Annotated in this window: 23 protein-coding genes and 1 tRNA gene; 13 read left to right on the forward strand and 11 right to left on the reverse strand. The window is 65.0% G+C overall.

The window, feature by feature from the left end:
• The first annotated feature begins 111 nt into the window (after positions 1-111).
• The 3 genes from carB (at position 112) to ACQR0U_RS20615 (ending at position 4,920) form a co-directional block, all read left to right on the forward strand.
• Positions 112-3,576: a carbamoyl-phosphate synthase large subunit gene (gene carB, locus ACQR0U_RS20605; RefSeq protein ID WP_315717518.1), complete on the forward strand. Its 3,465-nt coding sequence runs from the start codon at positions 112-114 to the stop codon at positions 3,574-3,576.
• A 207-nt stretch (positions 3,577-3,783) separates the two neighbouring features.
• Positions 3,784-4,260, forward strand: coding sequence for a transcription elongation factor GreA (gene greA / locus ACQR0U_RS20610; RefSeq protein ID WP_315717519.1), 477 nt, complete (start codon positions 3,784-3,786; stop codon positions 4,258-4,260).
• Between the two features lie 255 nt (positions 4,261-4,515).
• On the forward strand, positions 4,516-4,920 hold the full coding sequence (locus ACQR0U_RS20615) for a DoxX family protein (protein ID WP_315717520.1): 405 nt from the start codon (positions 4,516-4,518) through the stop codon (positions 4,918-4,920).
• A 61-nt stretch (positions 4,921-4,981) separates the two neighbouring features.
• Here ACQR0U_RS20615 and ACQR0U_RS20620 read toward each other — a convergent pair whose 3' ends face one another.
• On the reverse strand, positions 4,982-5,461 hold the full coding sequence (locus ACQR0U_RS20620; RefSeq protein WP_015664493.1) for an Lrp/AsnC family transcriptional regulator: 480 nt from the start codon (positions 5,459-5,461) through the stop codon (positions 4,982-4,984).
• Positions 5,462-5,750: 289 nt separating this feature from the next.
• On the opposite strand from ACQR0U_RS20620, the gene trxB reads away from it, so the two are divergent.
• The 4 genes from trxB (at position 5,751) to ACQR0U_RS20640 (ending at position 9,359) form a co-directional block, all read left to right on the forward strand.
• Positions 5,751-6,716 carry a thioredoxin-disulfide reductase gene (gene trxB / locus ACQR0U_RS20625; protein ID WP_315717521.1) on the forward strand — a complete coding sequence of 322 codons (966 nt, stop codon included), beginning with the start codon at positions 5,751-5,753 and terminating at the stop codon, positions 6,714-6,716.
• A 7-nt stretch (positions 6,717-6,723) separates the two neighbouring features.
• Entirely contained in the window at positions 6,724-7,647 is a 924-nt protein-coding gene (locus ACQR0U_RS20630) for a LysR family transcriptional regulator (RefSeq protein WP_315717522.1), read from the forward strand.
• Positions 7,648-8,095: 448 nt separating this feature from the next.
• The gene (dapA, locus tag ACQR0U_RS20635; protein ID WP_315826719.1) at positions 8,096-9,019 is read left to right on the forward strand and encodes a 4-hydroxy-tetrahydrodipicolinate synthase; all 924 of its coding nucleotides are present in this window, start codon (positions 8,096-8,098) and stop codon (positions 9,017-9,019) included.
• Positions 9,020-9,188: 169 nt separating this feature from the next.
• Positions 9,189-9,359, forward strand: a complete 171-nt coding sequence (locus tag ACQR0U_RS20640) for a hypothetical protein (RefSeq protein ID WP_315717524.1) — start codon at positions 9,189-9,191, stop codon at positions 9,357-9,359.
• 111 nt (positions 9,360-9,470) lie between these two features.
• On the opposite strand, the gene ACQR0U_RS20645 is transcribed toward ACQR0U_RS20640, so the two are convergent.
• From ACQR0U_RS20645 to ACQR0U_RS20665, 5 genes are all read right to left on the reverse strand, one after another.
• Positions 9,471-10,148: a ParA family protein gene (locus ACQR0U_RS20645; protein ID WP_231327589.1), complete on the reverse strand. Its 678-nt coding sequence runs from the start codon at positions 10,146-10,148 to the stop codon at positions 9,471-9,473.
• 261 nt (positions 10,149-10,409) lie between these two features.
• The gene (locus ACQR0U_RS20650) at positions 10,410-10,763 is read right to left on the reverse strand and encodes a hypothetical protein (protein WP_315717526.1); all 354 of its coding nucleotides are present in this window, start codon (positions 10,761-10,763) and stop codon (positions 10,410-10,412) included.
• Between the two features lie 297 nt (positions 10,764-11,060).
• Positions 11,061-11,137, reverse strand: a tRNA-His gene (locus ACQR0U_RS20655).
• 262 nt (positions 11,138-11,399) lie between these two features.
• Complete coding sequence (locus ACQR0U_RS20660) at positions 11,400-11,834, reverse strand: phasin (protein ID WP_315717527.1); 435 nt, start codon at positions 11,832-11,834, stop codon at positions 11,400-11,402.
• A 205-nt stretch (positions 11,835-12,039) separates the two neighbouring features.
• Positions 12,040-12,420 carry a phasin family protein gene (locus tag ACQR0U_RS20665; RefSeq protein ID WP_315755002.1) on the reverse strand — a complete coding sequence of 127 codons (381 nt, stop codon included), beginning with the start codon at positions 12,418-12,420 and terminating at the stop codon, positions 12,040-12,042.
• A 320-nt stretch (positions 12,421-12,740) separates the two neighbouring features.
• On the opposite strand from ACQR0U_RS20665, the gene ACQR0U_RS20670 reads away from it, so the two are divergent.
• Positions 12,741-16,082: a sensor histidine kinase gene (locus ACQR0U_RS20670; protein WP_434872237.1), complete on the forward strand. Its 3,342-nt coding sequence runs from the start codon at positions 12,741-12,743 to the stop codon at positions 16,080-16,082.
• On the opposite strand, the gene ACQR0U_RS20675 is transcribed toward ACQR0U_RS20670, so the two are convergent.
• Positions 16,067-17,278, reverse strand: coding sequence for an NnrS family protein (locus ACQR0U_RS20675; RefSeq protein ID WP_315754998.1), 1,212 nt, complete (start codon positions 17,276-17,278; stop codon positions 16,067-16,069). The two genes, ACQR0U_RS20670 and ACQR0U_RS20675, sit on opposite strands and share 16 nt — an antisense overlap.
• Before the next feature lie 170 nt (positions 17,279-17,448).
• Between ACQR0U_RS20675 and ACQR0U_RS20680 the strand changes: the two genes are divergently transcribed.
• Positions 17,449-18,168 carry a Crp/Fnr family transcriptional regulator gene (locus ACQR0U_RS20680; protein WP_315754997.1) on the forward strand — a complete coding sequence of 240 codons (720 nt, stop codon included), beginning with the start codon at positions 17,449-17,451 and terminating at the stop codon, positions 18,166-18,168.
• Here the strand turns inward: ACQR0U_RS20680 and ACQR0U_RS20685 are convergent, their stop codons facing one another.
• Together ACQR0U_RS20685 and hemN are read right to left on the reverse strand one after the other, a co-directional pair.
• On the reverse strand, positions 18,169-18,372 hold the full coding sequence (locus ACQR0U_RS20685) for a DUF1858 domain-containing protein (protein ID WP_410052398.1): 204 nt from the start codon (positions 18,370-18,372) through the stop codon (positions 18,169-18,171). It abuts the gene before it with no gap.
• A gap of 72 nt (positions 18,373-18,444) precedes the next feature.
• On the reverse strand, positions 18,445-19,797 hold the full coding sequence (gene hemN, locus ACQR0U_RS20690; RefSeq protein ID WP_316175038.1) for an oxygen-independent coproporphyrinogen III oxidase: 1,353 nt from the start codon (positions 19,795-19,797) through the stop codon (positions 18,445-18,447).
• Positions 19,798-20,008: 211 nt separating this feature from the next.
• On the opposite strand from hemN, the gene ACQR0U_RS20695 reads away from it, so the two are divergent.
• From ACQR0U_RS20695 to ACQR0U_RS20710, 4 genes are all read left to right on the forward strand, one after another.
• Positions 20,009-20,218 (forward strand): hypothetical protein, encoded by a 210-nt coding sequence (locus tag ACQR0U_RS20695; protein ID WP_315754993.1) that lies wholly within the window; start codon positions 20,009-20,011, stop codon positions 20,216-20,218.
• Between the two features lie 350 nt (positions 20,219-20,568).
• Positions 20,569-21,663, forward strand: coding sequence for a copper-containing nitrite reductase (gene nirK, locus ACQR0U_RS20700; protein WP_315754991.1), 1,095 nt, complete (start codon positions 20,569-20,571; stop codon positions 21,661-21,663).
• 51 nt (positions 21,664-21,714) lie between these two features.
• The gene (locus ACQR0U_RS20705; RefSeq protein WP_315754989.1) at positions 21,715-22,596 is read left to right on the forward strand and encodes a formylglycine-generating enzyme family protein; all 882 of its coding nucleotides are present in this window, start codon (positions 21,715-21,717) and stop codon (positions 22,594-22,596) included.
• A 178-nt stretch (positions 22,597-22,774) separates the two neighbouring features.
• Positions 22,775-24,496, forward strand: coding sequence for a hypothetical protein (locus ACQR0U_RS20710; RefSeq protein WP_316166887.1), 1,722 nt, complete (start codon positions 22,775-22,777; stop codon positions 24,494-24,496).
• 8 nt (positions 24,497-24,504) lie between these two features.
• Here the strand turns inward: ACQR0U_RS20710 and ACQR0U_RS20715 are convergent, their stop codons facing one another.
• Together ACQR0U_RS20715 and ACQR0U_RS20720 are read right to left on the reverse strand one after the other, a co-directional pair.
• Positions 24,505-25,155 carry a 3-oxoacid CoA-transferase subunit B gene (locus ACQR0U_RS20715; protein WP_315717539.1) on the reverse strand — a complete coding sequence of 217 codons (651 nt, stop codon included), beginning with the start codon at positions 25,153-25,155 and terminating at the stop codon, positions 24,505-24,507.
• Positions 25,155-25,883: a CoA transferase subunit A gene (locus ACQR0U_RS20720; RefSeq protein ID WP_315717540.1), complete on the reverse strand. Its 729-nt coding sequence runs from the start codon at positions 25,881-25,883 to the stop codon at positions 25,155-25,157. Before ACQR0U_RS20720 ends, ACQR0U_RS20715 begins: the two co-directional genes overlap by 1 nt.
• Positions 25,884-25,965 lie beyond the last annotated feature (82 nt).

Here is a 25,965-nt window from a genome sequence, read left to right on the forward strand (position 1 = left end):
TAAAGACCGCTCGCGCGCGAGCAATGGTCGCGCCTTGGCCTTCGGGGACGCGCGGCACGCGCGCCCTTTTTTTGTGCCCAATTCCTGCCCGTTTCTTGCCCGTGAGCTTGAATGCCGAAACGAACCGACATCTCGACCATCCTGATCATTGGCGCCGGTCCGATCGTGATCGGCCAGGCCTGCGAATTCGACTATTCCGGTACGCAGGCGGTGAAGGCGCTGAAGGAGGAGGGCTATCGCGTCGTCCTCGTCAATTCCAATCCGGCCACGATCATGACCGATCCGGAATTGGCCGATGCGACCTATATCGAGCCAATCACGCCGGAGATCGTCGCCAAGATCATCGAGAAGGAACGCCACGTCATCCCCGGCGGCTTCGCACTGCTGCCGACCATGGGCGGGCAGACCGCGCTGAACTGCGCGCTGTCGCTGCGCCGGCAGGGGACACTGGAGAAGTTCGACGTCGAAATGATCGGCGCGACGGCTGACGCGATCGACAAGGCCGAGGACCGCCAGCTGTTCCGCAATGCGATGGAGAAGATCGGGCTGCAGACCCCGAAGTCGCGGCTCGCCAATGCGTCGGCGCTGAAGAAGCAGTATCGAGACAAATACTTGGCCGAGCGCGAGACGCTGTCGGGCGCCGCGCGCGACGAGCTCGACCGGCAATGGACGCTCGGCGAGAACGAGCGCCGCAAGCGCTATCAGGAGCATGCGCTGGGACAGGCGCTGATGGCGCTGTCCGAGATCGGCCTGCCCGCGATCATCCGTCCCTCCTTCACCATGGGCGGCACCGGTGGCGGCATCGCCTACAACAAGGAAGAGTATCTCGACATCATCGAGCGCGGTCTCGATGCCTCCCCCACCAACGAAGTGCTGATCGAGGAATCGGTGCTCGGATGGAAGGAGTACGAGATGGAGGTCGTCCGCGACAAACACGACAACTGCATCATCGTCTGCTCGATCGAGAACCTCGATCCGATGGGCGTGCACACCGGCGACTCGATCACGGTGGCGCCGGCGTTGACGCTGACCGACAAGGAATATCAGATCATGCGCGACGCCTCGCTGGCGGTGCTGCGCGAGATCGGCGTCGAGACCGGCGGCTCCAACGTGCAGTTCGGCGTCAACCCGGCCGACGGCCGCATGGTCGTGATCGAGATGAATCCGCGCGTGTCGCGCTCCTCGGCCTTGGCCTCCAAGGCGACCGGCTTCCCGATCGCCAAGGTCGCGGCCAAGCTCGCGGTCGGCTACACGCTGGACGAGATCGCCAACGACATCACCGGCGGCGCGACCCCGGCCTCGTTCGAGCCGACGATCGACTACGTCGTCACCAAGATCCCCCGCTTTGCCTTCGAGAAATTCCCGGGCGCCTCGACCACCTTGACGACCTCGATGAAGTCGGTCGGCGAAGTCATGGCGATCGGCCGCACGTTCCAGGAAAGCCTGCAAAAGGCGCTGCGCGGCCTGGAGACGGGCCTCACCGGCCTCGACGAGATCGACATCGAGGGGCTCGGCCGCGGCGATGACAAGAATGCGATCCGCGCCGCCCTGGGCACGCCGACCCCGAACCGCCTGCTCCAGGTGGCGCAGGCGATGCGCCTCGGCTGGTCGGACGAGGACATCTTCAACTCCTGCAAGATCGATCCGTGGTTCCTGGCGCAGATGCGCGGCATCGTCGAGATGGAGGACAAGGTTCGCCGTCATGGCCTGCCGCCGAATGCCAGCGGCATGCGCACGCTGAAGGCGATGGGCTTCTCCGACGCGCGGCTCGCGGTGCTCGCCAACACCACCGAAGCCGAGGTCGCCGCCAAGCGGCAGGCGCTCGGCGTCCGTCCGGCGTTCAAGCGAATCGACACCTGCGCAGCGGAGTTCGCTTCGCCGACCGCCTACATGTATTCGAGCTATGAGACGCCGTTTGCCGGCGCTCTCGGCGACGAGAGCGCGCCGTCGGACAAGAAGAAAGTAATCATTCTCGGCGGCGGTCCGAACCGGATCGGCCAGGGCATCGAGTTCGACTATTGCTGCTGCCATGCCTGTTTCGCGCTGGCCGATGCCGGCTACGAGACCATCATGGTCAACTGCAATCCGGAGACGGTCTCGACTGACTATGACACCGCCGACCGGCTGTATTTCGAGCCGCTGACGGCCGAGGACGTGCTCGAGATCATCGCCACCGAGCGAAAGAACGGCACCGTGCATGGCGTCATCGTGCAGTTCGGCGGCCAGACGCCGCTGAAGCTCGCGCGCGCGCTCGAAGCCGCCGAGGTACCGATCCTCGGCACCTCGCCGGAAGCCATCGACCTGGCCGAGGACCGCGACCGCTTCAAGCGCATCCTCGACAAGCTGCATCTGAAGCAGCCGAAGAACGGCATCGCCTATTCGGTCGAGCAGGCGCGCCTGGTGGCGGCCGATCTCGGCCTGCCGCTGGTGGTGCGCCCATCCTATGTGCTCGGCGGCCGCGCGATGCAGATCATCCGCGAGGACAACCAGCTCAGCGACTACCTGCTCGGCACCCTGCCGGAGCTGGTGCCGGCCGACGTCAAGGCGCGCTATCCCAACGACAAGACCGGCCAGATCAACACGGTGCTGGGCAAGAACCCGCTGCTGTTCGACCGCTACCTGTCGGACGCCACCGAGATCGATGTGGACTGCCTTTCCGACGGCAAGGACACCTTCATCGTCGGCATCATGGAGCACATCGAGGAGGCTGGCATCCATTCCGGCGATTCCGCCTGCTCGCTGCCGCCGCATTCGCTCGACGAGGCGACCATCGCCGAGCTGGAGCGGCAGACCCGCGAGCTGGCGCTCGGGCTCGACGTCGTCGGCCTGATGAACGTGCAATATGCGATCAAGGACGGCACGATCTACGTGCTCGAGGTCAATCCGCGCGCCTCGCGCACGGTGCCCTTCGTCGCCAAGGTGGTCGGCACGCCGGTCGCCAAGATTGCGGCCCGGATCATGGCGGGCGAGAAGCTCGCCGATTTCGGGTTGACCAAGCGCGCGCTCAAGCATGTCGGGGTGAAGGAATCAGTCTTCCCGTTCGCCCGCTTCCCCGGCGTCGACACCGTGCTCGGCCCGGAGATGCGCTCCACCGGCGAGGTGATGGGCATCGACCGCTCGTTCGCCGTGGCGTTCGCCAAGAGCCAGCTCGGGGGCGGCACACGCGTGCCGCGCAAAGGCACGGTGTTCGTGTCGGTGCGTGAAAGCGACAAGGCGCGCATCACCGAGGTGGTGCGGATGCTGCACGAACTCGGCTTCAAGGTGGTAGCGACTTCCGGGACCCAGCGCTTCCTGACCGACCAGGGCGTGCCGACCGAGAAGATCAACAAGGTGCTGGAAGGCCGGCCACACATCGTGGACGCCATCACCAACGGCGACATCCAGCTGGTCTTCAACACCACCGAAGGCCCGCAGGCGCTGGCCGACAGCCGCTCGCTGCGGCGCGCTGCCCTCTTGCATAAAGTGCCGTATTACACCACTCTTTCGGGTGCCGTGGCGGCCGCGCAAGGCATCCGTGCCTATCTCGGGGGAGACCTTGAGGTCCGCACCCTGCAGAGTTACTTTTCCGAAAACTAATCGCAGCGCGCGGGCGAACGCCCGCTAAGCGGTTGGCAACAATCGGCAATAGAAGCTTTCAGGAACTCGCCGCCCCGTTCGATGTTGTACCGGCCTTTGACGGGACGGTCTTGCCGGGCCTTGAGGCTTTGCTTTGAGCCGCAAAGGCCTATTCTGAAGATGCTGATCGTGCGCGCCCCCGCCCGCACGACTGAAGGACGAGAAGAGATGGTGGAAAAGGTTCCCATGACTTCGATGGGCTACGCCGCGTTGGAGAACGAGCTCAAGCAGCGCCAATCGGTGGACCGTCCGCGCATCATCGAACATATCGCGGAAGCGCGTTCGCATGGCGACCTGTCCGAGAACGCGGAATATCACGCCGCCAAGGAAGAGCAGTCTCACAACGAGGGCCGCATCGCCGAGCTCGAGGACAAGCTCGCGCGCGCCGACATCATCGATGTGACCAAGCTCTCCGGCGACACGATCAAGTTCGGCGCGACGGTGACCCTGATCGACGAGGACACCGAGAAGAAGACGGTCTGGCAGATCGTCGGCGAGGTCGAGGCGGACGCCAAGAAGGGCAAGATCTCGATCACCTCGCCGCTGGCGCGCGCGCTGATCGGCAAGAAGATGGGCACTACCGTCGAGGTCATGGCGCCCGGCGGCGCCAAGTCCTACGAGATCGCCAAGGTCGAGTGGCGCTGAGGACCCGAGGCACCGGAGCGGTGCCTGTGACCGTTCGGACGAAACCAGGGCTGCGCGAAGGCGCGGCCCTTCGTCGTTTGGCCGGCCGCACTGCGGCACAATGGCGTTCGGCAGCACACGGTCAATTCATCGGGCTCCAGGCCACACGCCGGTGACGGGCTTTCGGGAATGAGCTAGTGCAGAACCGACGAGCCGTGCCGGGAGGATGGGTCCGGTCCGTCGCATCATGATGGCTTTGATTGGGGGATGATCGACATGGAGCAGATGTTCTCGAAATGGCAACCGGCTGTACTCAGCCTGTTTCGCTTCGTCACGGGTCTGTTGTTGTTTCAATACGGCGTGGCGAAGATCTTCAAGTTTCCAGTGCTTCCGTATTTCGCAAACATTCCGCCGCTCATCTATACGGCCGGCCTGATCGAGCTCGTGCTGGGCGGATTGCTGATGGTGGGTCTGCTCACGCGGCCCGTCGCGTTCATTCTGTCGGGTCAGATGGCCTTCGCCTATTTCCTCGGTCACATGTTCAAGACAGGTGAGCCGGTGTGGCTGCCGCTCCTGAACAACGGCACCGCGGCAATCGCATTCTGCTTCTCATGCCTTTATCTGGCGACGGCCGGCGGGGGTCCGATCAGCCTCGACGCGATGCTGCGTAAGAAGGCGTAGGCTTTCACTCACGGTCATTCCGGGGCGCCTCGAACGAGGCGAACCCGGAATGGCGGTGGGCCTAGCTGCGTCCCTTGACCTCGAGCGGCACCGCCGCCTCGTATTTCGAGTTGTGCAGCACCAGGGACGTTCGCACGTTGCGCACGTGAGGTGCCGCCGTCAGGTGGGTCACGAACTCCTGAAACGTCGCCATGTCCGGTGCCACGCATTTCAGGATGAAGTCCACCTCGCCGGACAGCATCCAGCATTCCCGCACCAGCGGCTCGGACCGCACGAACTCTTCGAACGCCTTCAGATCGGCGTCCGCCTGGCTCGACAGGTGGACCGAGGCGAACACGGTCACGTCGAAGCCGAGCTTGCGCGGGTCGAGCAGGCCCCGGTAGCCGGTGATGTAGCCTTCCTCCTCCAGGGTCCGCACGCGGCGCAAGCAAGGCGGCGGCGAGATGCCGACCCGCTTGGCGAGCTCGACATTGGTGATCCTGCCGTCGGCCTGAATTTCGCTCAGGATTTTGAGATCGATCTCATCAAGATTCTTGGACACGGGGATTGTGGGCTCTGGCGGAACAGGAGGAGGCGCAGGGGGCGCCGGGCGACGATGGGCAACTCTCTTAGCGCAAGCCGGTCAATCCACGCAATTTTATTGCTTTAGATTTCCCCTGTTGACCGGCTCGTGAAGGGAAAATTCGCCGAGATGCGTTGCAATTCTTGCATAGCTTGCCAGATGGCTTAGACTTGGATTTGACATTTTCGATGGGGCTTCGGAGCGTTTCTTCAGCGCATTCCGCTCGCTGCGTCGGTAATCCTCCCTTTTCCAGCGAGTCTTCGGCCACATGCAAGCTCCGATCCATGCCAAAGTCGTCATCATCGGTTCCGGCCCTGCTGGCTATACGGCGGCGATCTACGCGGCACGAGCTATGCTGGAGCCGGTGCTGATTCAGGGCATCCAGCCAGGCGGCCAGCTCACCATCACCACCGACGTGGAGAACTATCCGGGATTTGCCGACGTCATCCAGGGTCCCTGGCTGATGGAGCAGATGGAAAAGCAGGCGACGCATGTCGGCGCCCAGATCAAGACGGACCTCGTGACCAAGCTGGAGCTGGGACAGCGTCCGTTCCGCCTGACCTGCGACTCCGGTGACGTCTACCTCGCCGAGACCGTCATTCTGGCGACCGGCGCCCAGGCGCGCTGGCTCGGGCTGCCGTCGGAGGAGACGTTCAAGGGCTTCGGGGTCTCGGCCTGTGCGACCTGTGACGGCTTCTTCTATCGCGGAAAGGAGGTCGTCGTCGTCGGCGGCGGCAACACCGCGGTCGAGGAAGCGTTGTTCCTGACCAATTTCGCATCGACCGTCACCGTCGTACACCGGCGCGACCATTTCCGCGCCGAGCGCATCCTGCAGGAGCGGCTGTTCAAGCATCCCAAGATCAAGGTCGTCTGGGACAGCGCCCTCGATGAGATCTGCGGCGCCAGCTCGCCATCCAAGGTCACGCATGTCCGGCTCAAGAACGTCAAGACCGGCGCGCTCACCGAGCTGCCCGCCGATGGCGTGTTCGTTGCAATCGGCCACGCGCCGGCAACCGAGCTGGTCGCGGGGCAACTGAAACTGAAGCCTTCCGGTTACGTCGAGGTGGCGCCGGGCTCGACCGCGACCTCCGTTCCCGGCGTGTTTGCGGCCGGCGACGTCGCCGATGAAACCTATCGGCAGGCGATCACCGCAGCCGGCATGGGCTGCATGGCCGCCCTCGAGGCCGAACGCTTCCTCGCCCACGCCGCGAGCGAACGCGCCGCGGCGGAATGAACTGACGATGCCACGATCACGGGATGGATTTACGGATATGGATTGGGACAAGCTGAAGGTGTTTCACGCAGCGGCGGAAGCAGGCAGCTTCACGCATGCCGGGGAGCAGCTCGGGCTGTCACAATCGGCGGTGTCGCGCCAGGTCAGCGCGCTCGAGCAGGAGCTCGCAGTCTCGCTGTTCCACCGCCACGCCCGCGGGCTGATCCTGACGGAGCAAGGCGACCTCCTGTTCCGAACCGCGCATGACGTCTTCATGCAGCTGCAGGCGGCGCGCGCCAAGCTGACCGATAGCCGCGAGCGCCCGAGCGGCGACCTGAAGATCACGACCACGCCGGGCGTCGGCATCAACTGGTTGATCCCGCGACTCGGAGAATTCACCGCGCTCTATCCGGAGATCCGGATCTCGCTGATCGTCACCGACGAGGAGCTTGATCTGTCGATGCGCGAGGCGGACGTGGCGATCCGCACCCGCAAGCCGACCCAGCCCGATCTGATCCAGCGCAAGCTGTTCGCGATCAGCTTCCACGCCTATTGTTCACCGGAATATGTCAAGCGCTTCGGCACGCCGCGCACGCTCGACGAGCTCGATGATCATCGCATCATCATGCTGGCCGACGGCCAAGTCGCGCCGCATCTCCAGAACCGCAGCTGGCTGGTCGATGCCGGCCGCAACGGCTCCGGTCCGCGCGAGGCCTATTTCAGGGTCAACAACATTCTCGGCCTGGTCCGCGCCTGCCAGCAAGGACTCGGCATCGCCGCGCTGCCGGACTACCTCGTCGAGGAAAACAGCCGTCTCGTGCAATTGTTTGGGGAGTCGGATTCGATCCAACTCGACACCTACTTCGTCTATCCCGAGGAATTGAAAACGGTCGCTCGCGTTCAAGTGTTCCGTGACTTCGTCGTGAGCAAAGCGCAGCGCTGGCCGGCGTAAGATTGTGCATGTCTGACATGCGGCTTGCATGGTTGCTGCGACGCCATGCGAGAGCCCATACTGAGGATGTGCTGAGCGTTGGCGTTGCGCATTGTCCCCCTCCTCCAGTGGCGCGAGCGTTCAGAAATCCCTCTTGGAAGGTGATTGTGTCGGCCGCTTTGGCCAATACCTCCAGCCGGGCTCATTTGGGCCCGGCTATTTTTTTGCCGAATGTTTCCGTGTCGTGCCCGATGCGGCGTTGACAGCATCGCCCGCACCGCGCATCTAGATCTTATGTCCACGTCTTCGCACGCCAAGTTGTCGTCGAAAAAAGCTCCCCTCCCGGGGACATGTGGACGCGCGCGCTAGAATCTCTCGAATTCACCGCCGCATCACCAGCCCCGCCGCGAGGACGGGGCTTTTTTTGCGTGTCCCGTCTCCGGCTCCTGCCAACCCAAGGAGATGGACCATGACCGACGTTACGACCCGATTGCAGGGCCTCTGGCTGCCCCTGATCACGCCGTTCCGCGATGGCGCGCTCGACGAACCATCCTTACGCAGTCTGGTTCGGCACTACGCCGCCAAGCGGATCGATGGACTGGTGCTCGGTGCCACGTCAGGCGAAGGACTGGCGCTGTCATGGGACGAGCGCGCCCGTCTGATCAGCGTGGTCCGGGACGAGCTCGACACCACCGGCCGGTCGCTGCCGATCTGTCTTGGTGTCGGCGGCGTGGCGACGGCCGAGGTGATCGAAGCGCTCGACCGAACCGCGTCATGGCCGATCGACTTCTATCTGATCTCGAGTCCGCCTTACGTGCGTCCGTCGCAGCGCGGCCTGCTGGCGCATTTCACCGCGTTGGCTGACCGCACCGCCCATCCGATCGTGCTCTACAACATTCCCTATCGGTCGGCGGTCGGCCTCGACAACGAGACGTTGCTGCAGCTCGCCGAGCATCCCGCCATCGCTGGGCTCAAGGATTGCTGCGCCAACCGCACGCAGACGCGCGACCTGATCACGCGCCGGCGCGCTGGCTTTCATATCCTGACGGGCGAAGACGCCCAGAGCTTCGATGCGCTGCAGGCCGGTGCCGACGGCGCCATCCTGCTCTCGGCACATCTGGAGACCGAGACGTTTGTCGCAATCCTGCAGCACGTGAAGGCCGGCCGTCACGACGCGGCAGCAGCGTGCTGGGCGCAGGTCGAGCATCTGACGCGGCTGCTGTTCACCGAGCCGAGCCCCGCACCGGCCAAGTACTGGCTGGCGCGCACCGGCGTCATTGCGAGCCCCGAAGTGCGGCTGCCGATGGTGGAGGTTGGCGACGACCTCGCCGCACGGCTGGATCAGCAGATCGAGCGGCGCCAGCCGACGACCACGCAGAACCGCGTTGCCTGAGCACGCCCCAACCTATTCGCCGGCTCTGCCTTGCCTTCCCGATCGGAACGGCCAGGCAGAGCCGCGCCGCCGCTGCGGAGCCGGAGCAGAATCTCCGTGGTTAATCCGAGCTAACAAACGCGATCAAAAGCGGCGCAGTCCGCAACCTCGTGTTTAAAGATGTTCCGCTATGGATGTTGAAAACATCAAAGAGCGCGAGGGCGTCGTGGCTTTGCAGGATCATCCATACCCTGAGCACCAGGGGTTCAGCGTCGAAGACATTCTCTGGGCGGTCGGGATCTGGTCCGTCATCCTGACCCTGACGCCGGCAATCGCCTTCTATTTCCTGATGGTTGCCTGACCTCGCCGCGCCCTCGCGCGCGGCGCGAGGTCGGCACTCACGCCAGATCGTGTGACCCGACGCAAAAAACGCGCGGAAGACCGCGCGTCGATGCCTCATCTGATGCCGCGATCAGGCCGCCTGCTTGTGCATGGCGCCGTTGGCCGACACAGTCCCGCGAATCGCCCGCACCGAACGCTCGATCGCAGCCCAGAGGCGTGCGATCTCGGCCGCAGCCCGGCCCTCCGCATAATATTCCCGCACGCCTTCACCCTGGCCCAGCGCCATCAGCAGATCGGCGCGGTTGGTGATCTGGCCGCCCCACACCGGGGCCTTGAACTTCGCCAGCGCCTCGCGGGCGATGGTGACGATCGGGCTCTCAGCATCGTCGCGGCGCGCCGGCGCGCCATTGAGAACGACCGCGTAGGGCTTGCGCGCGGCGCGGCAGGTCTGGATCGTCTCCTGTACCGCGTTGACGTCGAACACGCCGGGGCGGGCCGGGATGATCACCATGGTGGCGTTCTTGATCGCATCCTCGACGACGGCCGAGATGGTCGGCGGCGTATCGATCAGCACCCATTCGACGCCGTCGCGGCGGGCGGCGGACACGATCGCGCTCACCGAGTTCACGGCCGTCTTGATCGGCGGCTCGTTGGTGCCGCGCAGCTTGTGCCAAAGCGTCAGCGACCCCTGCGGGTCGGCATCGATGAGCAGACAAGACTTGCTCGACTTGATCTGCGCAGCGAGATGGGCGGCCAGGGTGCTCTTGCCTGAACCGCCCTTACGCGATGCGAAAACAATAACGTTCATACCTTGGCCTCCAGATTGACCCCGGCAGCGAAAATGAATCAGCGGACTGATTCGCGGAAGATAAATTTAGCGATCGATAAGACGTAACTCCTGATTGCCGAATCGCATTGGTTTTTGAGTCACACCAAAGCAGGCAAAACAGCAGATCAGGCCGCGATGTTCGACAACATCCGGTCATGCCCCATCGCATTTACATGTTGAGGCTGCGCGTCGAGGACCGCCATCATTCCCGGTGCCGCCAAATGCGGCCATCGGCATCGCTCAGGTCGCGTCCGGTCGCGTCGACTTCTTCGATTTGCCGGCGCGCGCAGTGACCGGCTTCCTGGTGACAGGACGAATGCTCATCGGCCGCTCCGCGCGGCCCGATGACGCTGTCTGGCGCTCTGGCGGCCCGAATTGGGCGCGGCATGGCGGCGACAGCTCGGCCTTGCGGCGGACCATGCAGGCGGTGACACGATCGACATCGGGAATGTCGGAACTACAAAGCCGGAACGCATCGCCTGTGCACGCCTGCTCCTGCTCGGCGGTATAGGCCCGTGCGGTTACGGGGACTAACAGCGCGGCTATAGCGATCAGTACGGCAGAGATGCATGGATCGAGATCAATCCCTCTCATCGCCCCCTCCCCCTCGTTGCCGCCAACTGTGATTGAAGGAGATCGGATTCGCAAGCAACGGCGCCACGCCGTGCTACCGATCCGGCGCAGCAAAACCGCAAGCGAGCGCACGATCCGGCGATATATCCGTCGAAATACGGAGACGGGGCTCGGGCTTCCGCGACCAAAGCTCTGCGCCCCACGCCCCGGCCCTGCGCGAGAGGTCGCGACGGGGCTACAAATCACGGCGCAGGATCAATGGGGCGCGGAGCACGGATGGAGGTGAGCTTGCGAACGGCACAGCGATGGGGGTGGCCATGGTACAGTTGGGTGGGCTCGAACCACCGACCTCCTGTTCCACAGACAGGCGCTCTAACCAACTGAGCTACAACTGCATCCGCATGGGACGGCCCACGAGGGGGCGTCCGAACGGGCCGGAAACTAGGTGCAACGGGCGAATTTGGCAAGGCCGAGAACGGATAAAGTCCCCTGCCGTGACGGCGTTTTTTGACGCCGCTTCGGCCCGAACGAGCCCCCGTGCAAACGGCGAGCCCCAGAAAGCAAACCCGGCCGCGAACGCGCCCGGGTCATGGTCTCCCGCCGTCCATGCCGGCACACGGCCCGTACCGCGCACCCGGCGAGACTTGAGGCTGGCCCTCAGGCCGCCGTCTTGAACAGCTTGGTGGCGCTTTCCTTGATCGGCTCAACCGTCTCGGCCGCAACCTTCTGGCCGAGCTCGCCTAGCTCCTTGGCCTGGGCCGTCAAGGTCTCGAACTGCTTGCGCGCGAAGCCCGTCCACAGCTCCATCGCCTCCGACGGCGACTTCACGCCGAACAGCTCCTGGGCGAAGTCGAGCGAAGCCGTGGTATTGGCCTTCGTGAATTCCATGACCTTGGACGAGTAGGCGCCGGCGCCCTTGCTGGCGTTGGCGAAGAAGGCCTCGATGGCCGAATTGTGGGTTTCCGCTGCGTCCTTGAACTTGGCGTAGTTCTCGCGGGCCTGGGACACGCCCTTTTCGGCGAACGCGCGCACCTGCTCGGGAACCTCGAACGGGATGATGGACGCGGAGAAAGGATCGGTGGCATTGGTCATGGCATGCATCCTTCGAAACATTGAGACTGGACCGTCCCGGCAATCGGGACGTCACTTCGGATCACGCAGAGGAACCGCCCCTGGGAGGTAACAACCTCGCGTAGAGCTATATCGTGGCGCTTTTGTGCAACGCAACGGAAATTCCACTATCAGGAACTGTTTGCCGCACCCGCTTCCAGATTTTTCGGGAGCGGAGAACGTTCCGTCAGGCCTTAGGCTTTGTGGCGTCGATCGCAACCTTGCCGATGGCCTGCCCCATTTCGCTTGCCTGCTCGGCGAGCGACCGCATCTGGCCCTGAACAAATTCGCCGTGCAGCCGCAGCACCTCGGGCAGGTCCTTGGCGTGCACCAGCGATTGGGCGTAGTCGAGCGACGACTGGACGTTCTTTTCAGCGTAGGACAAGACCTTGGCGCCGATGTCCTTGGCCCCGGCCCGCACCGTCGTGCTGCGGTGTTCGAGCGAGCCGGCCGTCGCCTCCGCTCCAGCCAGGAACTTCTCGAACGTCTGACGTGCCTGGTTGAAGCCTGCCTCCGCCATCGCCCGCATGTCTTTCGGAATCTCGAATCGTCGCCCGTCGTCGGTCATGGTTCCCTCCTTCTGACGTCACGATCGGCTGGCGCCCTTAGCGCCCCGTCCTCGCGGTGACCGTCCCGTTGCCCGCGCAGCTCTCGACCTGCCCAGGTATCATCGTGGTCCCCAACAGGGGGTTCGCCGCGATTCCGCGCGCTGCGGCTCACGAGGAACACATTAAGGTTATCCAAGCTTTAGCAGGACAGGAGCGCGGCCCCGCCGTGGACCTCGGCCCTCAAAACGCGCGATAGTAACGAATTCTTAACGCGACCAGTTCCGACCGCCGATCAACGTCGGCCGATCAACATCACAAGAGCCGTTTGCCGTCGTCGCCCATGACCTACGCCGATCTCGAATTGCAGGCCCTCAGCGACCCCCGGCTGGCCGTCCACGCCGCCGGCAGTCTGCCGGCCTGGCTATGGTCGGCGGATGGCAGCCGTGTGCTGTGGGCCAATGCGGCCGGGGCGCGCGCCCTCGGCGCGGCGAGCGCAGCGGCGCTGATTGCTAAGACGCTCGGCCCTGCCGACGCGCATCGTCGCCAGGTCGCTCAATTGGGACGGCGGCTGCCCGAGACCGGCGCCTTGCGGCTCGAACGCCTCCGTGGCTTCGGCGCGCCGCTCGGCACGCTCGCGACCTGCGGCTGCGCCCGGATCGATCTGCCGGATGGCACGCGCGCGGTGCTGATCACCGGCACCGACGGGGGTGGACGTAGCTTCCCCCTGGCGGATCGCCTGAAGCGGCTCGTGGAGACGAGTGAGCATGCGCTGATCGCATTCACCCAGGACGGTCAGTTCGCCGGCATCAGTTCAGCCGGACGGCGCCTGTTTGGCATGCGCGACCTGAGCGAGCCGGATTTCGTCGGGATACGCAGGGCGGCGCTGGCCGATGGCATGGCCGAGGTGACGTTCGGCACGGAGCGCGCAGCGCTCTACCGCATCGGCAGCGGCAACCAGGTCGGGCTGGTGGCCGTCCCGATGCCGGCCCCTGCCGAGGAGATCGAGGCGCCGGGCACGGCGCCAATACCTGAGCCAACCGCGGATGCCGCCCCGGCATCACCAGCCCCCGTGGATGTTCCCGCTGGGCCCGCGGTCGTGACTTCGCCTCCTCTTCCGATGGACGCAATGACTGAACGCCAAACCGAAGACGAATCCCGCGCGCTGTCGAACGAAGCGTCGGCCGAGTTCCTGCTGATCGACGATCCGGCCGAGGCCGACCTGTTCAAGGCGTCGGCGCCGCAAACGGAAGATCACGCGCATCCTGCCGATTCCGGCGCGGCGGACCCTTCAGTCGGCCGCCGCCATCCGCTCCGATTTTCCTGGCAGATGGATGCCGAGGGACGGTTCTCGATCGGCTCCGATGAATTCACCCGCCTGATCGGGCGGCACAGCGCCGCCAAGCTCGGCCATCCCTGGCATGAGCTCGCTGCATCGCTAGGCCTCGATCCCGAAGGGCGAATCAGTGCCGCGATCGAAACGAAAGAGACCTGGAGCGGGATCGTCGTCAGCTGGCCCGCGGAGGGCGAGCGGCTTGCGGTCGAATTGTCGGGACTGCCTGTCCTGACGGAGGACAGAACCCATGCCGGCTATCGCGGCTTCGGCGTCTGTCGCGACCTCGACGCCCTGGACCGGCTGGCCGCACTGCGTCGCCCCGCATCGACCGATGCAGCCGCGACTGATGCTCCGGACGCCGACGAAACCGAACCTGCCCAATCCGACCATGTGCAGGCCGCAGATGTGCCGCCGCAGCAGGACAACGTCACTGCGTCATCGCGTGAGGCTTCCATTGCGCCGGACGTACACCACATCGACGGCATCGGGCTCGAAACGACCGGGAACGTGGTCCCGTTCCGCGCTCCGGGCGAGTCCAAGCATCCGGTGCTCACGCCGGTGGAGAACAGTGCGTTCCATGAACTCGCGCGTCAGCTGTCGGCTCGGCTCGAAGGCGAGATCCGCAACTCAGCCGCGGGCGTCGCGAGTGCGGCGCTCGAGCCGGGATCGCGCGTGAGCGATCCGTCGGTCCCGCCGCAGCAGCAGGCTCCGTCGGCGACGGAAACGGCGACCGATCATGGCGCGGAGCTGCAGACCGAATGGCTCAGCCCCGAGGAGCCGCCGGCCCAGGGCGACAGTCAGCGCGACCGCATCCTGCTCGACCTGCTGCCGACGGGCATGCTGATCTACCGGCTCGATCGTCTGCTCTATGGCAATCCGGCCTTCTTCAGGCAGATGGGCTACGCCGATCTTGCGGCCCTGGAGCAGGCAGGCGGGCTCGATGCGCTCTATGTCGAGCCAGGCGTGTCGTCCGCGTCGAACAAGTCGGAGGCCGGCACCCCCGTCACGATCTCGGCCGCCGACGGCTCCTCCAGCGAGGAGGTGAAGGCGGAAGCTCGCCTGTTCACGATCACCTGGGACGGCGATACCGCCCATGCCCTGATCTTCGCTCCGGTGCCCGGAACCGCAGCCGCGGTTCCGACGGCGGCCGACGCCGCACCGATGTCGGCGCAGGCCTCGGCTGCACCGGCCCCCCTGGTCGTGGCCCCGCCTCCGGCCGCCGGCCACGCCGAAGCCGAAGATCTTGCGGCGATCCTCGACGTCACAGCCGAGGGCATCCTGATGTTCGACGCCGGCGGCAACATCCACGCCTGCAACCGCAGCGCCGAGGCGCTGTTCGGCTACGATGGCGCGGCGCTGGTGCGCCGTAACCTGATCGAGCTGTTCGCGCCGGAAAGCGCCCGCCTCGTGCTCGATGACCTCGACAGCGTGCAGCAGGCCGGCGCGTCGAGCGGGCTCGATCAGGGCCGCGAGGTGCTCGGGAAGGTCGCTCAGGGCGGCGTCATTCCGTTGTCGATGGCAATTGGCCGGACCCGGCCCAACGGTCCGAATTTCTTTGCCGTGTTCCGCGACCTGTCGCAACTCCATCGCGGCGATAGCGAGTTGCTGCAGGCTCGTCGCGTGGCCGATCGGGCCGCCAACGCCAAGGCCGACATGCTGGCCCGGATCAGCCACGAGGTGCGCGCGCCGCTGAACGCGATCATCGGCTTTGCCGAGGTCATGATCGGCGAACGTTTCGGCACGATCGGCAACACGCGCTACGCCGAATACATGAAGGACATCCGCGCCTCGGGCGAGCGCGTCGTCTCCCTGATCGACGATCTCTTGGAGCTGTCGCGCATCGAGACCGGCAAGCTCGAGCTCACCTTCACCAGCCAGAACCTCAACGAGCTGGTGGAGAGCTGTGTCGCAGTGATGCAGCCGCAGGCTAACCGCGCCCGCATCATCATCCGCACCTCGCTGTCGCAACTGCTGCCGCCGGTCATCGCCGACACAAGGGCGCTGCGCCAGATCGCGATGAACCTGATCTCGGCCTCGATCTCGCTGGCAAATCCCGGCGGCCAGGTCATCGTCTCGACCGCGCTGACCGATTTCGGCGAGGTCGCGCTGCGCGTGCGCGACACCGGTCATGGCCTGAACGATCAGGAGGTGGCCGCCGCGCTCGAACCGTTCCGTGCGCCCTCGGCTTCCGAGCAAGGCCCCGATGGCGCCGGTCTCAGCCTGTCGCTCACCAAGGCGCTGGTCGAAGCCAACCGGGCGCAGTTTCATATCAAGGCGGCGCCGAAATCCGGCACGTTGATCGAGGTGGTGTTTCCCCGCGCCGTGGCGCGCAATCAGAGCACCGGCTGAGCCGATCCCGCCCGCCGCACGGCCAGTGACCGACGCTTGAGACCGAGCAGAAGCGGACCGAACGCCAGGACGAAGCCGGCGAATGCGACGATCCAGGCCAACGCCGCGACGTGCAGCAGCACCTCGCCGTGCGCCGGCGCCACTGCGGCGCAGACCCGCGTCACCGCTGCGACGATGATCGCCAGATAGATCGCCTGGGTCGCGGGCGCGGCCGTCAGCGCCTGGCCGGTGTGGCCGAGCGTGGCCCGCGTCATCACGGCAAGCGTCGTGATGCCGGCGGCTCCGACCATCCAGGCATGCAGCCCGGCGCTTGGCAGAATCCATCCGAGGCTGGCGGCCGCCGTGAGCAGGAAGCCGAGCGGGACGAACATGTAACCGACATGCAGGATGACCAGCAGCCGTTCGCGCAAGGTGCGATCGCCGGCCCAGCGCGCGAGCCTCACCACATGCAACATGCCGGCCGCAGCCAGCGCGAGCGCGGTCGGCGCGCTCTCAGGAACCAGGATCCAGCCGAGCAGGCCCAGCGCGCTGAACAGCACGACCGCGATGTCGAAGCGGCCGAACGGCGCCGGCAGCCGGCCGGGATTGTGCTTGACCAGCCAGTTGCGCGTGAAGCTCGGCGTGATGCGGCCGCCGATCAGCGCGAGCAGCAGCACGATCACGGCAACGCCGACGCGGATCGCGTAATCGGCCGAGCCACGCAGATGGGCCTCGACGTGGAAGGCGATGTTGCCGACGCACAGCACCGTGACGATCGCGACCACCGGCAGATTGCGCCAATTGCGCCCGGCGACGATCTCGCGCGCCGCGGCCAGGACGACGAGCACGAGGAAGCTCGCATCGATCAGCAGCGCGGCCCACCAGGGACCCAGCGCAGACACCGTGACGGCCAGTCGTCCGGCTGTCCATACGAGCACCAGGGTGAGCAGCGGCAGGCCCCGGATCGGCAGCCGTCCGGTCCAGTTCGGGATCGCCGTGAACAGGAAGCCGGTGACGATGGCCGGCAGGTAGCCGTAGAGCATCTCGTGCACGTGCCAGTCTCGGGGGGCAAAGCCCGAGCTCAGCTTCAGCTCACCGTAAAAGGCCGGGAGCCAGATCAGGATCGCCAGCGCAGCCTGGAGCGCGCCGAGCAGGAAGAACGGCCTGAACCCGTTGGCGAGGACGGTCCAGCCCTGATAGTTGCGTGGAATGGCCATGTGCATGCTCGCTCGATGAAGGACGGGAACCGCACCGATCGCGGCGCTGTGCTTAACATGTAGTTGCGGGTCGCCCACCATGGCTTGCGCCAGCACAAACTTCCGACGGATCGCAAAAACGTGCTATTGAGCGCCGCAAAATTGAGCCGAATCCGGCCCCGGAGAACACCATGGCTTCCATCGACCGTTCGCTGGTCGCGCATCTGCCGCTGTTTGCAGGGCTGTCCGCTGAGGATCTCACGGACGTGCTGCGGGAAGCCCGCTCCCTTCGCGTGCCCCGCAACGGCGCGGTGTTCGAGCAGGGCGCCGATGCGACCTCGTTCTTCCTGCTGCTCCACGGTCATGTCCGCGCCAGCAAGACGACACCGACCGGCGACCAGATCGTGGTGCGCTATGTCGTGCCAGGGGACACGTTCGGCGTCGCCCCCGCCATCGGACTCCAACATTATCCGGCGACAGCGACCGCCGTCGATGACAGCATCGTGCTGGCCTGGCCGTCCGCCTCATGGCCGCGGCTGGTCGCGAAGTTCCCATCGCTGGCGGCGAACACGCTGCAGACGGTCGGCCAGCGGCTGCAGGAAACCCACGCGCGCGTGATCGAAATGTCGACGCAGCAGGTGGAGCAGCGCATCGCGCATGCGCTGCTTCGGCTCGCCAACCAGGCCGGCCGCAAGCTCGATCATGGCGTGCAGATCGATTTCCCGATCAGCCGGCAGGACATTGCGCAGATGACCGGGACGACGCTGCACACGGTGAGCCGCATCCTCTCCGGCTGGGAGCAGCTCGGCCTGGTCGAAAGCGGCCGTCAGAAGATCGTCCTGCGCGAGCCGCACAAGATCGTGCTGCTGGCGCAGCAGGGCGCCGGCGACGCGGCCGCATCCCGCACCTGATCACGTGCAGGCACACAGGGCCGCGAGGAAGGCGTCGGGATCGACGGCATGCTCGTGGCAGGCATCCGCGACGTTGTGAAAACAGGCGATCGGGCAACCGACGCAACGCATCTGGAAAGCAAGAAAGACGCCGATCGTCTCCGGCCTTCGCCGCATGACATCGTCGACCAGTTCATCGAAGGAGATTGGCATGCGCGCCTCCATTCCAGCGCGAACGGTAGCGGGCATGCCCTTTGCGGTCTTTGTCGCGGCACAAGCACCGCGGCACCTCGACAGTCAGACCGCCCGGCTGTGCAGCTGCTTCGACGCGTCGAGATGCGCATCGAACGCCGCAGCGACGCTGCGCACCAGGAACCGGGAATGCTCGGTCACCGCGAGCGCACCGCCGTTCAGCTCGACCACACCGTCGGAGATCAGCGATTGCAGTCGCGGCGCCGATCTCAGCATGTCGTCGGTGTCCGTGCCATGGCGGGTGCAGATGACGTCGAGATCCACGCCGTAGTCGCACATGATGCGCTCGATGATGTCCGCCCGCAGGCGGTCGTCATCGGTCAGTCCATAGCCTTTCACGGTCGCGAGGCTGCCGGACGCGATCTTCTGCTCATAGGCCCGGACCTGCGGCGCGTTCTGGACATAGCCTTGCGGCAGCTGTCCGATCGCCGAGGCGCCGAAGCCGAGCAGCAGATCATTGGCATCGGTCGTGTAGCCCTGGAAATTACGATGCAGCCGGCCTTCGCGGAACGCGATGGTCATCGGGTCCGTGGGCAAGGCGAAATGATCGAGCCCGATCTGGACGTAGCCTGCGTCCTTCAGCGCGTCAGCAATCGCGCAGGACTGATCGTAGCGTTCCAGACTGTCCGGCAACGCCGAGTCCTGAATCTTGCGCTGGTGCGTCTTGAACGATGGCACATGAGCGTAGCCGAACACGGAGAGCCGGTCGGGGCGCAGGTCGATGGCGCGCCGGACGGTGTCGAGACACGACTCGACGTTCTGATGCGGCAGTCCGTAGATCAGGTCGAAGTTGATGCCGGCAACGCCGGCCTGACGCAACCCGTTCGTGGCCGCCGCAGTCTGCTCGAAGCTCTGCACCCGGTTGATCGCCTGCTGCACCCGCGGATCGAAACTCTGCACGCCCAGACTGGCGCGATTGACCCCGCTCACCCCCAGCGCCGCGATCATCTCCGCCGTCAGCGTGCGCGGATCAATCTCGATGGCGATCTCCGCCGATGGCAACACGAAAAAGGAATGGCGCAGAGATCCGACGAGATCGACGAAGGACTCCGGCGCCATGATGGTCGGCGTGCCGCCGCCGAAATGGATGTGCCCGACCTGCAGCCGCCGGCCGATCTGGCGCGCCACCATGTCGACCTCGCAACGTAGTGCCGATTCGTAGACCGCAATCGGCTCGTCGCGTTTGGCGACCATGGTGTTGCAGCCGCAATACCAGCACATCGAGCGACAGAAGGGCACGTGCAGGTACAACGATGCCGTCGCGCTTGCTGGTATCGCGCGCAGCCATTCTGCGTAGGTGGACGGGCCGACCGCGTTGGAGAAATGAGGCGCCGTGGGATAGCTGGTGTAGCGCGGGAGGCGCTCCTGTCCGTAGCATGCTGCAAGATCTGGTCTCATGTCCTGCCTGTCACCTGAGCGTGTCGACCTGGGGTTCGGAGGTTCTTGACACAAGGCAAGAGGGACGACCTTGAGCTTTCTCAAGGCGCGGCCGGCAGATACCCTGTTGGAGCAGTAGAACGCCGGTGATCACCGCGGACTTTGCGCTTCCTCAAAGTGGCCGGCTCATTTCCCGTCATCATCGAATCATCGACGATTCGAGGAAATCGCAATGGAAGCTGTGCAACTGCTGATCCGTTCATTTGCTCTCCTCGCCGGCATCCGCGGCCATATCCCCCAGTCCGACGGCTTCGAATCGTTCCGCGACGAGTCGGGGCCGACAGGCCTGCTCGGCAACATCGCCATGTTCATGACCACGGTGTTTTGCATCGCGGCGGCAGTGGCCTTCGTCGTGTTGCTGGCGGTGCGCTGGCTGAGCTGACGAGTTCGGGAGCCCATCGTCGATCGGTCCAGAGCTGCGCTCTGAAGCGCGCATCATAGCGCCCGCGATTCTCGTGCCGTATGGGCAGACGGACAGATCCCATCATCTTATCGCGTCGTCGCGCGGGACAGTCCGGCCCGCTTTGCTCCGCACCCTGTCCGGCCTCCCACGAAACTGCGCGCCGATGCAACTCATTCGCGCGCTGCGCGGGCGCAGCCGCGCCAAATTCGCTCAAGATCTGCCGCCTGATTCCGCAATTGCGAAGTTGCTTGTTGCAGCACAAACAAGCCGAGTTCCAACGGGAGCATGATGATTGCGGCACTACAACAGATCCAATGAAGGAGCGATCCATGTTGACCCGCCGCACCGCCATGTTCAGTGCAGCCATCGCCGCGATGATGCTTGCGGCTCCCGCGATGGCCGAGGACCTCAAGCTGCCGCGCCAGAAGGTCGATCTGGTGGCTCCGCCGTTCGTGCATGCGCACGAGCAGGCGACGAAGCAGGGGCCCAAGATCATGGAGTTCAAGCTCGTGGTCCAGGAAAAGAAGATGGTGATCGACGAGAAGGGCACCACCTTCCAGGCCATGACGTTCAACGGCTCGATGCCAGGCCCGCTGATGGTGGTCCATGAGGGCGACTATGTCGAGGTGACCCTGGTCAATCCCGCGACCAACAGCATGCCGCATAACATCGACTTCCACTCCGCGACCGGAGCGCTGGGCGGCGGCGCGCTGACCCTGGTCAATCCGGGCGAACAGGTCGTGCTACGCTGGAAGGCGACGCGGACCGGCGTGTTCGTCTATCACTGCGCCCCCGGCGGACCGATGATCCCCTGGCATGTCGTCTCCGGCATGAACGGCGCCGTGATGGTGCTGCCGCGCGACGGTCTCAATGACGGCCGCGGACACGCGCTGCGCTACGATCGCGTCTACTACATCGGCGAGCAGGACCTCTACGTCCCGCGCGACGAGAAGGGAAACTTCAAGTCCTACGACTCGCCCGGCGAAGCCTATAGCGACACCGAGGAGGTCATGCGCAAGCTCACGCCGACCCATGTGGTGTTCAACGGCAAGGCCGGCGCGCTCACCGGAAAGAATGCGCTCACGGCCAATGTCGGCGAGAACGTTCTGATCGTGCACTCGCAGGCGAACCGCGACAGTCGTCCGCATCTGATCGGCGGCCACGGCGACTATGTCTGGGAGACCGGCAAATTTTCCAACGCGCCGGAGACCGGGCTCGAGACCTGGTTCATCCGGGGCGGCTCGGCAGGCGCCGCGCTCTACAAATTCCTGCAGCCCGGCATCTACGCCTACGTCACCCACAACCTGATCGAGGCGGCCAATCTCGGCGCGACGGCCCATTTCAAGGTCGAAGGCAAGTGGAATGACGACCTGATGACGCAGGTCAAGGCCCCGGCGGACATTCCGACCGGCACGACGAACTGATCGGCCCTGGGGGCCGGCGTATCCGGCCCCCACTCTCCTGAGTGTGCTGCCATGCTGCTCGCTTTCAAGCTCAAGCTCACCATCGCCTGCGTCGTCGGATTGGCTGGCCCGACCGCAATGGCACCGATCCTTGCCGATCTGCCAAACCGCGTTGCGGACTTCGACGGCCCCGCCCTCACCGAGATCGCACCTGGTACGATCAGCTACCGCGACTCCGGTGACCATCTCCGCAGCGGGCGGCAGGCCGAAGCGCCCATCACGACGGTCCGCTTTGATCATCCGCTGACGATCATGACGAACCAGGTCAGTGCCGCGGACTACCACGCCTGCGTCGAAGCGCATGCGTGCCGCGCGCTCGATCGCAACGTTCCCATCGCCAGCGATCGCCCGGCCGTGCAGGTGAGTTGGCATGACGCGGTGGCCTACGCCGAATGGCTCTCACACCGGACCGGCCACAGCTATCGTCTGCCGACCGATACCGAGTGGGCCTATGCAGCGGGCAGCCGCTTCAAGGACGATGGCGTCTCGATCGACGACGCCGATCCCTCCCGACGCTGGATTGCCCGCTACGAGCGGGAAGCCGCGCTGCAAGAGGACTCCGAGACGCGCGGCTTCGGCAGCTTCGGCATCAACGAGCACGGCATTGCCGACCTCGCGGGTAATGTCTGGGAGTGGACCTCGACCTGCTTCACACGCAAGATGCAGGATAGTGCAGGTCGCGTCACCAAGACCGTCAGCAATTGCGGCGTGCGGCTGGCCGAAGGCGCGCATCGAGCCTACGTGACCGACTTCATCCGCGACGCGCGCGCCGGCGGCTGCGCCTCCGGCACGCCACCTGCCAATCTCGGCTTCCGGCTGGTCCGCGAACAGCCCTCATGGAGCCGCAGCATGACGCAGCGTCTCAGCCGGCTCCTCGGCGCCATTCGCGCCTGACGCGGCGTGCTCAGCGTTAAGCACGCTCGACAGCAACCCACGCCGGTGCCGGATCGGCGGTGCCCTGACACTGGCACAAATGACAGTCACGCAAAATCAACTTTCGATTGCGAGATGCAAGCTACAAACGTTAGACAATTTTCGTTGAGAGACGCGATAAGCGGACCAGGAGGCGAGTGTGAATTCTCGACATCCGCCGGTCTTCTTCACGTCCGACCTGCATGGTTACGGAATTGGCAACACCAGCTGGTTCGACGACGATTCGCCCCGCGCACTGGCTGGACGCTGCCTCATCGACGCGCTCGAATATCTGCGGACGTCGCCTAAATTCGCCGCCAGGGACTGGCACGTGGTGAATGCGGGCGCGGCGCGTCTCGTGCACCAATGTCTCACGGACGGCGCGCTGGCGCGCAAGGATATTCTCGATCGCGTGGCTCCCGCCATCGAACAGGCTTGCGCACGGATCGTCGCGAGCCGCCAATATCGCATTCCGTTCTATGGCGACGACTTCTGGGACTGGGCCAGTGTGGTCGACGGTTTGTGCGAGGTGCAGCAGGTTTCGGTGACCGCGGCCCAGGTCGCAAGACGCGAGCTCGACCAGTTTCGCAGGACCGTCCACATCCGCATGCCGAGCGGTCTCTCGGTCGGCGACCCCGAGCACGAATGGTTCGGACCGGCGATCGCAACACGCGCCTATCGTCTGCTGGATTCCCGCGCATCGGGAATAGATCCCGACCTGCGCAACGAGTTGCAGGCGCAATCGCTCGAACGCATCGAGCGCGGCAGGTATCGCGGACGGCAGGTGACGCCGTGGCAATTGAGCTGGCACTACGGTCAGGTCGTCGGCGAATTCCAGCGCGCCGCCAGCGAGCAGGCGGCCGAGCTGGCTGATTTTGCCTGGCTCGCCGTTCCGCTCGAACTTGGCAAGCGCGCCCAGGTTCTCGCGCGCATCCTGCAAGGAGCCTACGCCGTCAAGGACCGCAGAACCGTCCTGCAGGCATTGGAGGAGCTCTACCGTTGCGAGACACCCGGCCGCCCGCTCGGCCAGGGCGTGATCGGCGCCGGCATCGAGGCCTCTCTGGACGTGCTGGAAGCGCTGTGGCAGCAGCTCGATGGTCGGGAGAAGGCCAGCATCAACGCGATGCTCGACGCGCTGCGATTTCTCCATGCCAAAGCCAACACGATCGGTTTCCTGGTCGAAACGCCGGAGGATATCGAAGCCCTGGTCCAGGCCATGGGCCCGGGCACACTGATTGAACAGCGCAACGCGGCGCGCGCCATCATCAGGCATTCCTGCTTCCATGCGGTCGTGTGCCTCGGGCGATCGATGGCCGAGGTGGCGAGCGCGGCCGCAGTGGCGATCGAAGAGCATGGGGCGCAGTGGCTGATCATGCCGGGACGGGCCGAAGCACTGGGCCCGAATCTTCCGCACGCGGCCCGCGGCCCGCGATTCGTCGGCGCCGGCCCCGGTGATCTCGTCATCGCCACCTCGGTCGCGCCATTCCGGATTCAGATCAAGCTGCGCGACGCGCTCAGCATTGCCGAGCCGCCCTTGGTCGATGACAGCGGAATGATCATTCCGGCCGATCCCGAGCTTTGCCGCCTCGCGCACGAGGCCGCGGATGGCATGCTGGATGACATCGGCGTGTTCTTCGAAGGAATGACGGTGACGTGCGATGGCGACGGCACGAATGCCGAGATCTCGGCAGCGTTTCCAGGCGCGCTTGCGACGGATAACATGGCCTATGCGATGGGGCTGATCTGCCTCAGCCGCAGTGTGCCGTGTCTCATCATTCAGGGGCTGGCGGAGACCGCGCAGTCCACTGCTGCGAGCCCGCCGCGGCGAGCGGCATGCCGGCTCGCCGTCAAGGTCGCGGAGATGCTGTGCCGGCGCTGGTAGCCGCGCCCTCAGGCATTCTTCAGCGCGACCCGGAACTCGGCTTCGGTCTTGGCCTTGACCTCGTCGAGCGTCACGCCGTCGGCGAGCTCGATCAGGGCCATGCCGTCATTGCCGTGCTTGTCGATCGTGAACACCGCCAGATCGGTCACCACCATGTCCACCACGCGCTCGCCGGTCAGCGGCAAGGTGCACTGCTTGAGCAGCTTCGGGCCGTCCTTGGCGCTGTGCTCCATGACCACGACCACGCGCTTGACGCCGGCGACGAGATCCATCGCGCCGCCCATGCCCTTCACCATCTTGCCGGGGATCATCCAGTTGGCGAGATCGCCGTTCTGGGCGACCTGCATGGCGCCGAGGATCGACAGGTCGATGTGGCCGCCGCGGACCATGGCGAAGGATTCGGCTGACGAGAAATAGCTGGTGATCGGCAGCTCGGTAACGGTCTGCTTGCCGGCATTGATGAGGTCGGGATCCTCCTCGCCCTCATAGGGGAACGGACCCATGCCGAGCATGCCGTTCTCGCTCTGCAGCGCGACGTCGACGCCCGGCGGAATGAAGTTGGAGACCAGCGTCGGAATGCCGATGCCGAGATTGACGTAGTAGCCGTCCCGCAGCTCCTTGGCGGCGCGCGCCGCCATCTGCTCTCGCGTCCAGGCCATCAGACTTCCTCCCCGGCTGCGGCGGCGGCTTCACGTTTGCGCACGGTGCGCTGCTCGATGCGCTTGAGCGCAGTTCCGACCTGGATGATGCGCTTCACGAAGATGCCCGGCGTATGAATGTGGTCGGGATCGATCTGGCCGGCCGGCAGCAGATGCTCAACCTCCGCGACCGTCACCTTGGCCGCAGTGGCCATCATCGGATTGAAGTTGCGCGCGGTCTTGCGGTAGACGAGGTTGCCGGCGGTGTCGCCCTTCCAGGCGTGCACGATCGCCAGATCGGCAAACAGACCGCGCTCCATCAGATATTTCTCGCCGTCGAACTCCCGCACCTCCTTGCCCTCCGCGACCAGCGTGCCGACGCCGGTCTTGGTGAAGAAGGCCGGGATGCCGGCGCCGCCGGCGCGGATGCGCTCGGCCAGGGTGCCCTGCGGGCAGAATTCGAGCTCCAGCTCGCCGGCCAGATATTGCTGGGCAAACAGCTTGTTCTCGCCGACATAGGACGAGATCATCTTCTTGATCTGCCGCGTCTCCAGCAGCCGGCTGAGGCCGATGCCGTCCACCCCGGCATTGTTGGAGATGACGGTGAGGTCCTTCACCCCGGACTCGCGAATGGCGTCGGACAGGGTTTCTGCGATGCCACAAAGACCAAACCCACCCGACATGATGGTCATGCCGTCCTTGAGGAGGCCGGCAAGGGCGGATTTGGCGTCCGGATAGACCTTGTTCATACGGGAATGACCTGATGGAGAGCGGCGACCGCGCGGATATCGACCGGATTATTAGGCGAAATCTTCGCAATGCGTCAATGAT

The sequence above is a fragment of the Bradyrhizobium sp. HKCCYLRH3097 genome, from assembly GCF_051167875.1.
Taxonomy (GTDB): domain Bacteria; phylum Pseudomonadota; class Alphaproteobacteria; order Rhizobiales; family Xanthobacteraceae; genus Bradyrhizobium.

Excerpts from the sequence above, each read along its gene's own strand:
- carB (WP_315717518.1), top strand. The coding sequence starts at position 112 with ATGCCGAAACGAACCGACATCTCGACCATCCTGATCATTGGCGCCGGT.
- greA (WP_315717519.1), top strand. The coding sequence starts at position 3,784 with ATGGTGGAAAAGGTTCCCATGACTTCGATGGGCTACGCCGCGTTGGAG.
- ACQR0U_RS20615 (WP_315717520.1), top strand. The coding sequence starts at position 4,516 with ATGGAGCAGATGTTCTCGAAATGGCAACCGGCTGTACTCAGCCTGTTT.
- trxB (WP_315717521.1), top strand. The coding sequence starts at position 5,751 with ATGCAAGCTCCGATCCATGCCAAAGTCGTCATCATCGGTTCCGGCCCT.
- ACQR0U_RS20630 (WP_315717522.1), top strand. The coding sequence starts at position 6,724 with ATGCCACGATCACGGGATGGATTTACGGATATGGATTGGGACAAGCTG.
- dapA (WP_315826719.1), top strand. The coding sequence starts at position 8,096 with ATGACCGACGTTACGACCCGATTGCAGGGCCTCTGGCTGCCCCTGATC.
- ACQR0U_RS20640 (WP_315717524.1), top strand. The coding sequence starts at position 9,189 with ATGGATGTTGAAAACATCAAAGAGCGCGAGGGCGTCGTGGCTTTGCAG.
- ACQR0U_RS20645 (WP_231327589.1), bottom strand. The coding sequence starts at position 10,148 with ATGAACGTTATTGTTTTCGCATCGCGTAAGGGCGGTTCAGGCAAGAGC.
- ACQR0U_RS20650 (WP_315717526.1), bottom strand. The coding sequence starts at position 10,763 with ATGAGAGGGATTGATCTCGATCCATGCATCTCTGCCGTACTGATCGCT.
- ACQR0U_RS20660 (WP_315717527.1), bottom strand. The coding sequence starts at position 11,834 with ATGACCAATGCCACCGATCCTTTCTCCGCGTCCATCATCCCGTTCGAG.
- ACQR0U_RS20665 (WP_315755002.1), bottom strand. The coding sequence starts at position 12,420 with ATGACCGACGACGGGCGACGATTCGAGATTCCGAAAGACATGCGGGCG.
- ACQR0U_RS20670 (WP_434872237.1), top strand. The coding sequence starts at position 12,741 with ATGACCTACGCCGATCTCGAATTGCAGGCCCTCAGCGACCCCCGGCTG.
- ACQR0U_RS20675 (WP_315754998.1), bottom strand. The coding sequence starts at position 17,278 with ATGGCCATTCCACGCAACTATCAGGGCTGGACCGTCCTCGCCAACGGG.
- ACQR0U_RS20680 (WP_315754997.1), top strand. The coding sequence starts at position 17,449 with ATGGCTTCCATCGACCGTTCGCTGGTCGCGCATCTGCCGCTGTTTGCA.
- ACQR0U_RS20685 (WP_410052398.1), bottom strand. The coding sequence starts at position 18,372 with ATGGAGGCGCGCATGCCAATCTCCTTCGATGAACTGGTCGACGATGTC.
- hemN (WP_316175038.1), bottom strand. The coding sequence starts at position 19,797 with ATGAGACCAGATCTTGCAGCATGCTACGGACAGGAGCGCCTCCCGCGC.
- ACQR0U_RS20695 (WP_315754993.1), top strand. The coding sequence starts at position 20,009 with ATGGAAGCTGTGCAACTGCTGATCCGTTCATTTGCTCTCCTCGCCGGC.
- nirK (WP_315754991.1), top strand. The coding sequence starts at position 20,569 with ATGTTGACCCGCCGCACCGCCATGTTCAGTGCAGCCATCGCCGCGATG.
- ACQR0U_RS20705 (WP_315754989.1), top strand. The coding sequence starts at position 21,715 with ATGCTGCTCGCTTTCAAGCTCAAGCTCACCATCGCCTGCGTCGTCGGA.
- ACQR0U_RS20715 (WP_315717539.1), bottom strand. The coding sequence starts at position 25,155 with ATGGCCTGGACGCGAGAGCAGATGGCGGCGCGCGCCGCCAAGGAGCTG.
- ACQR0U_RS20720 (WP_315717540.1), bottom strand. The coding sequence starts at position 25,883 with ATGAACAAGGTCTATCCGGACGCCAAATCCGCCCTTGCCGGCCTCCTC.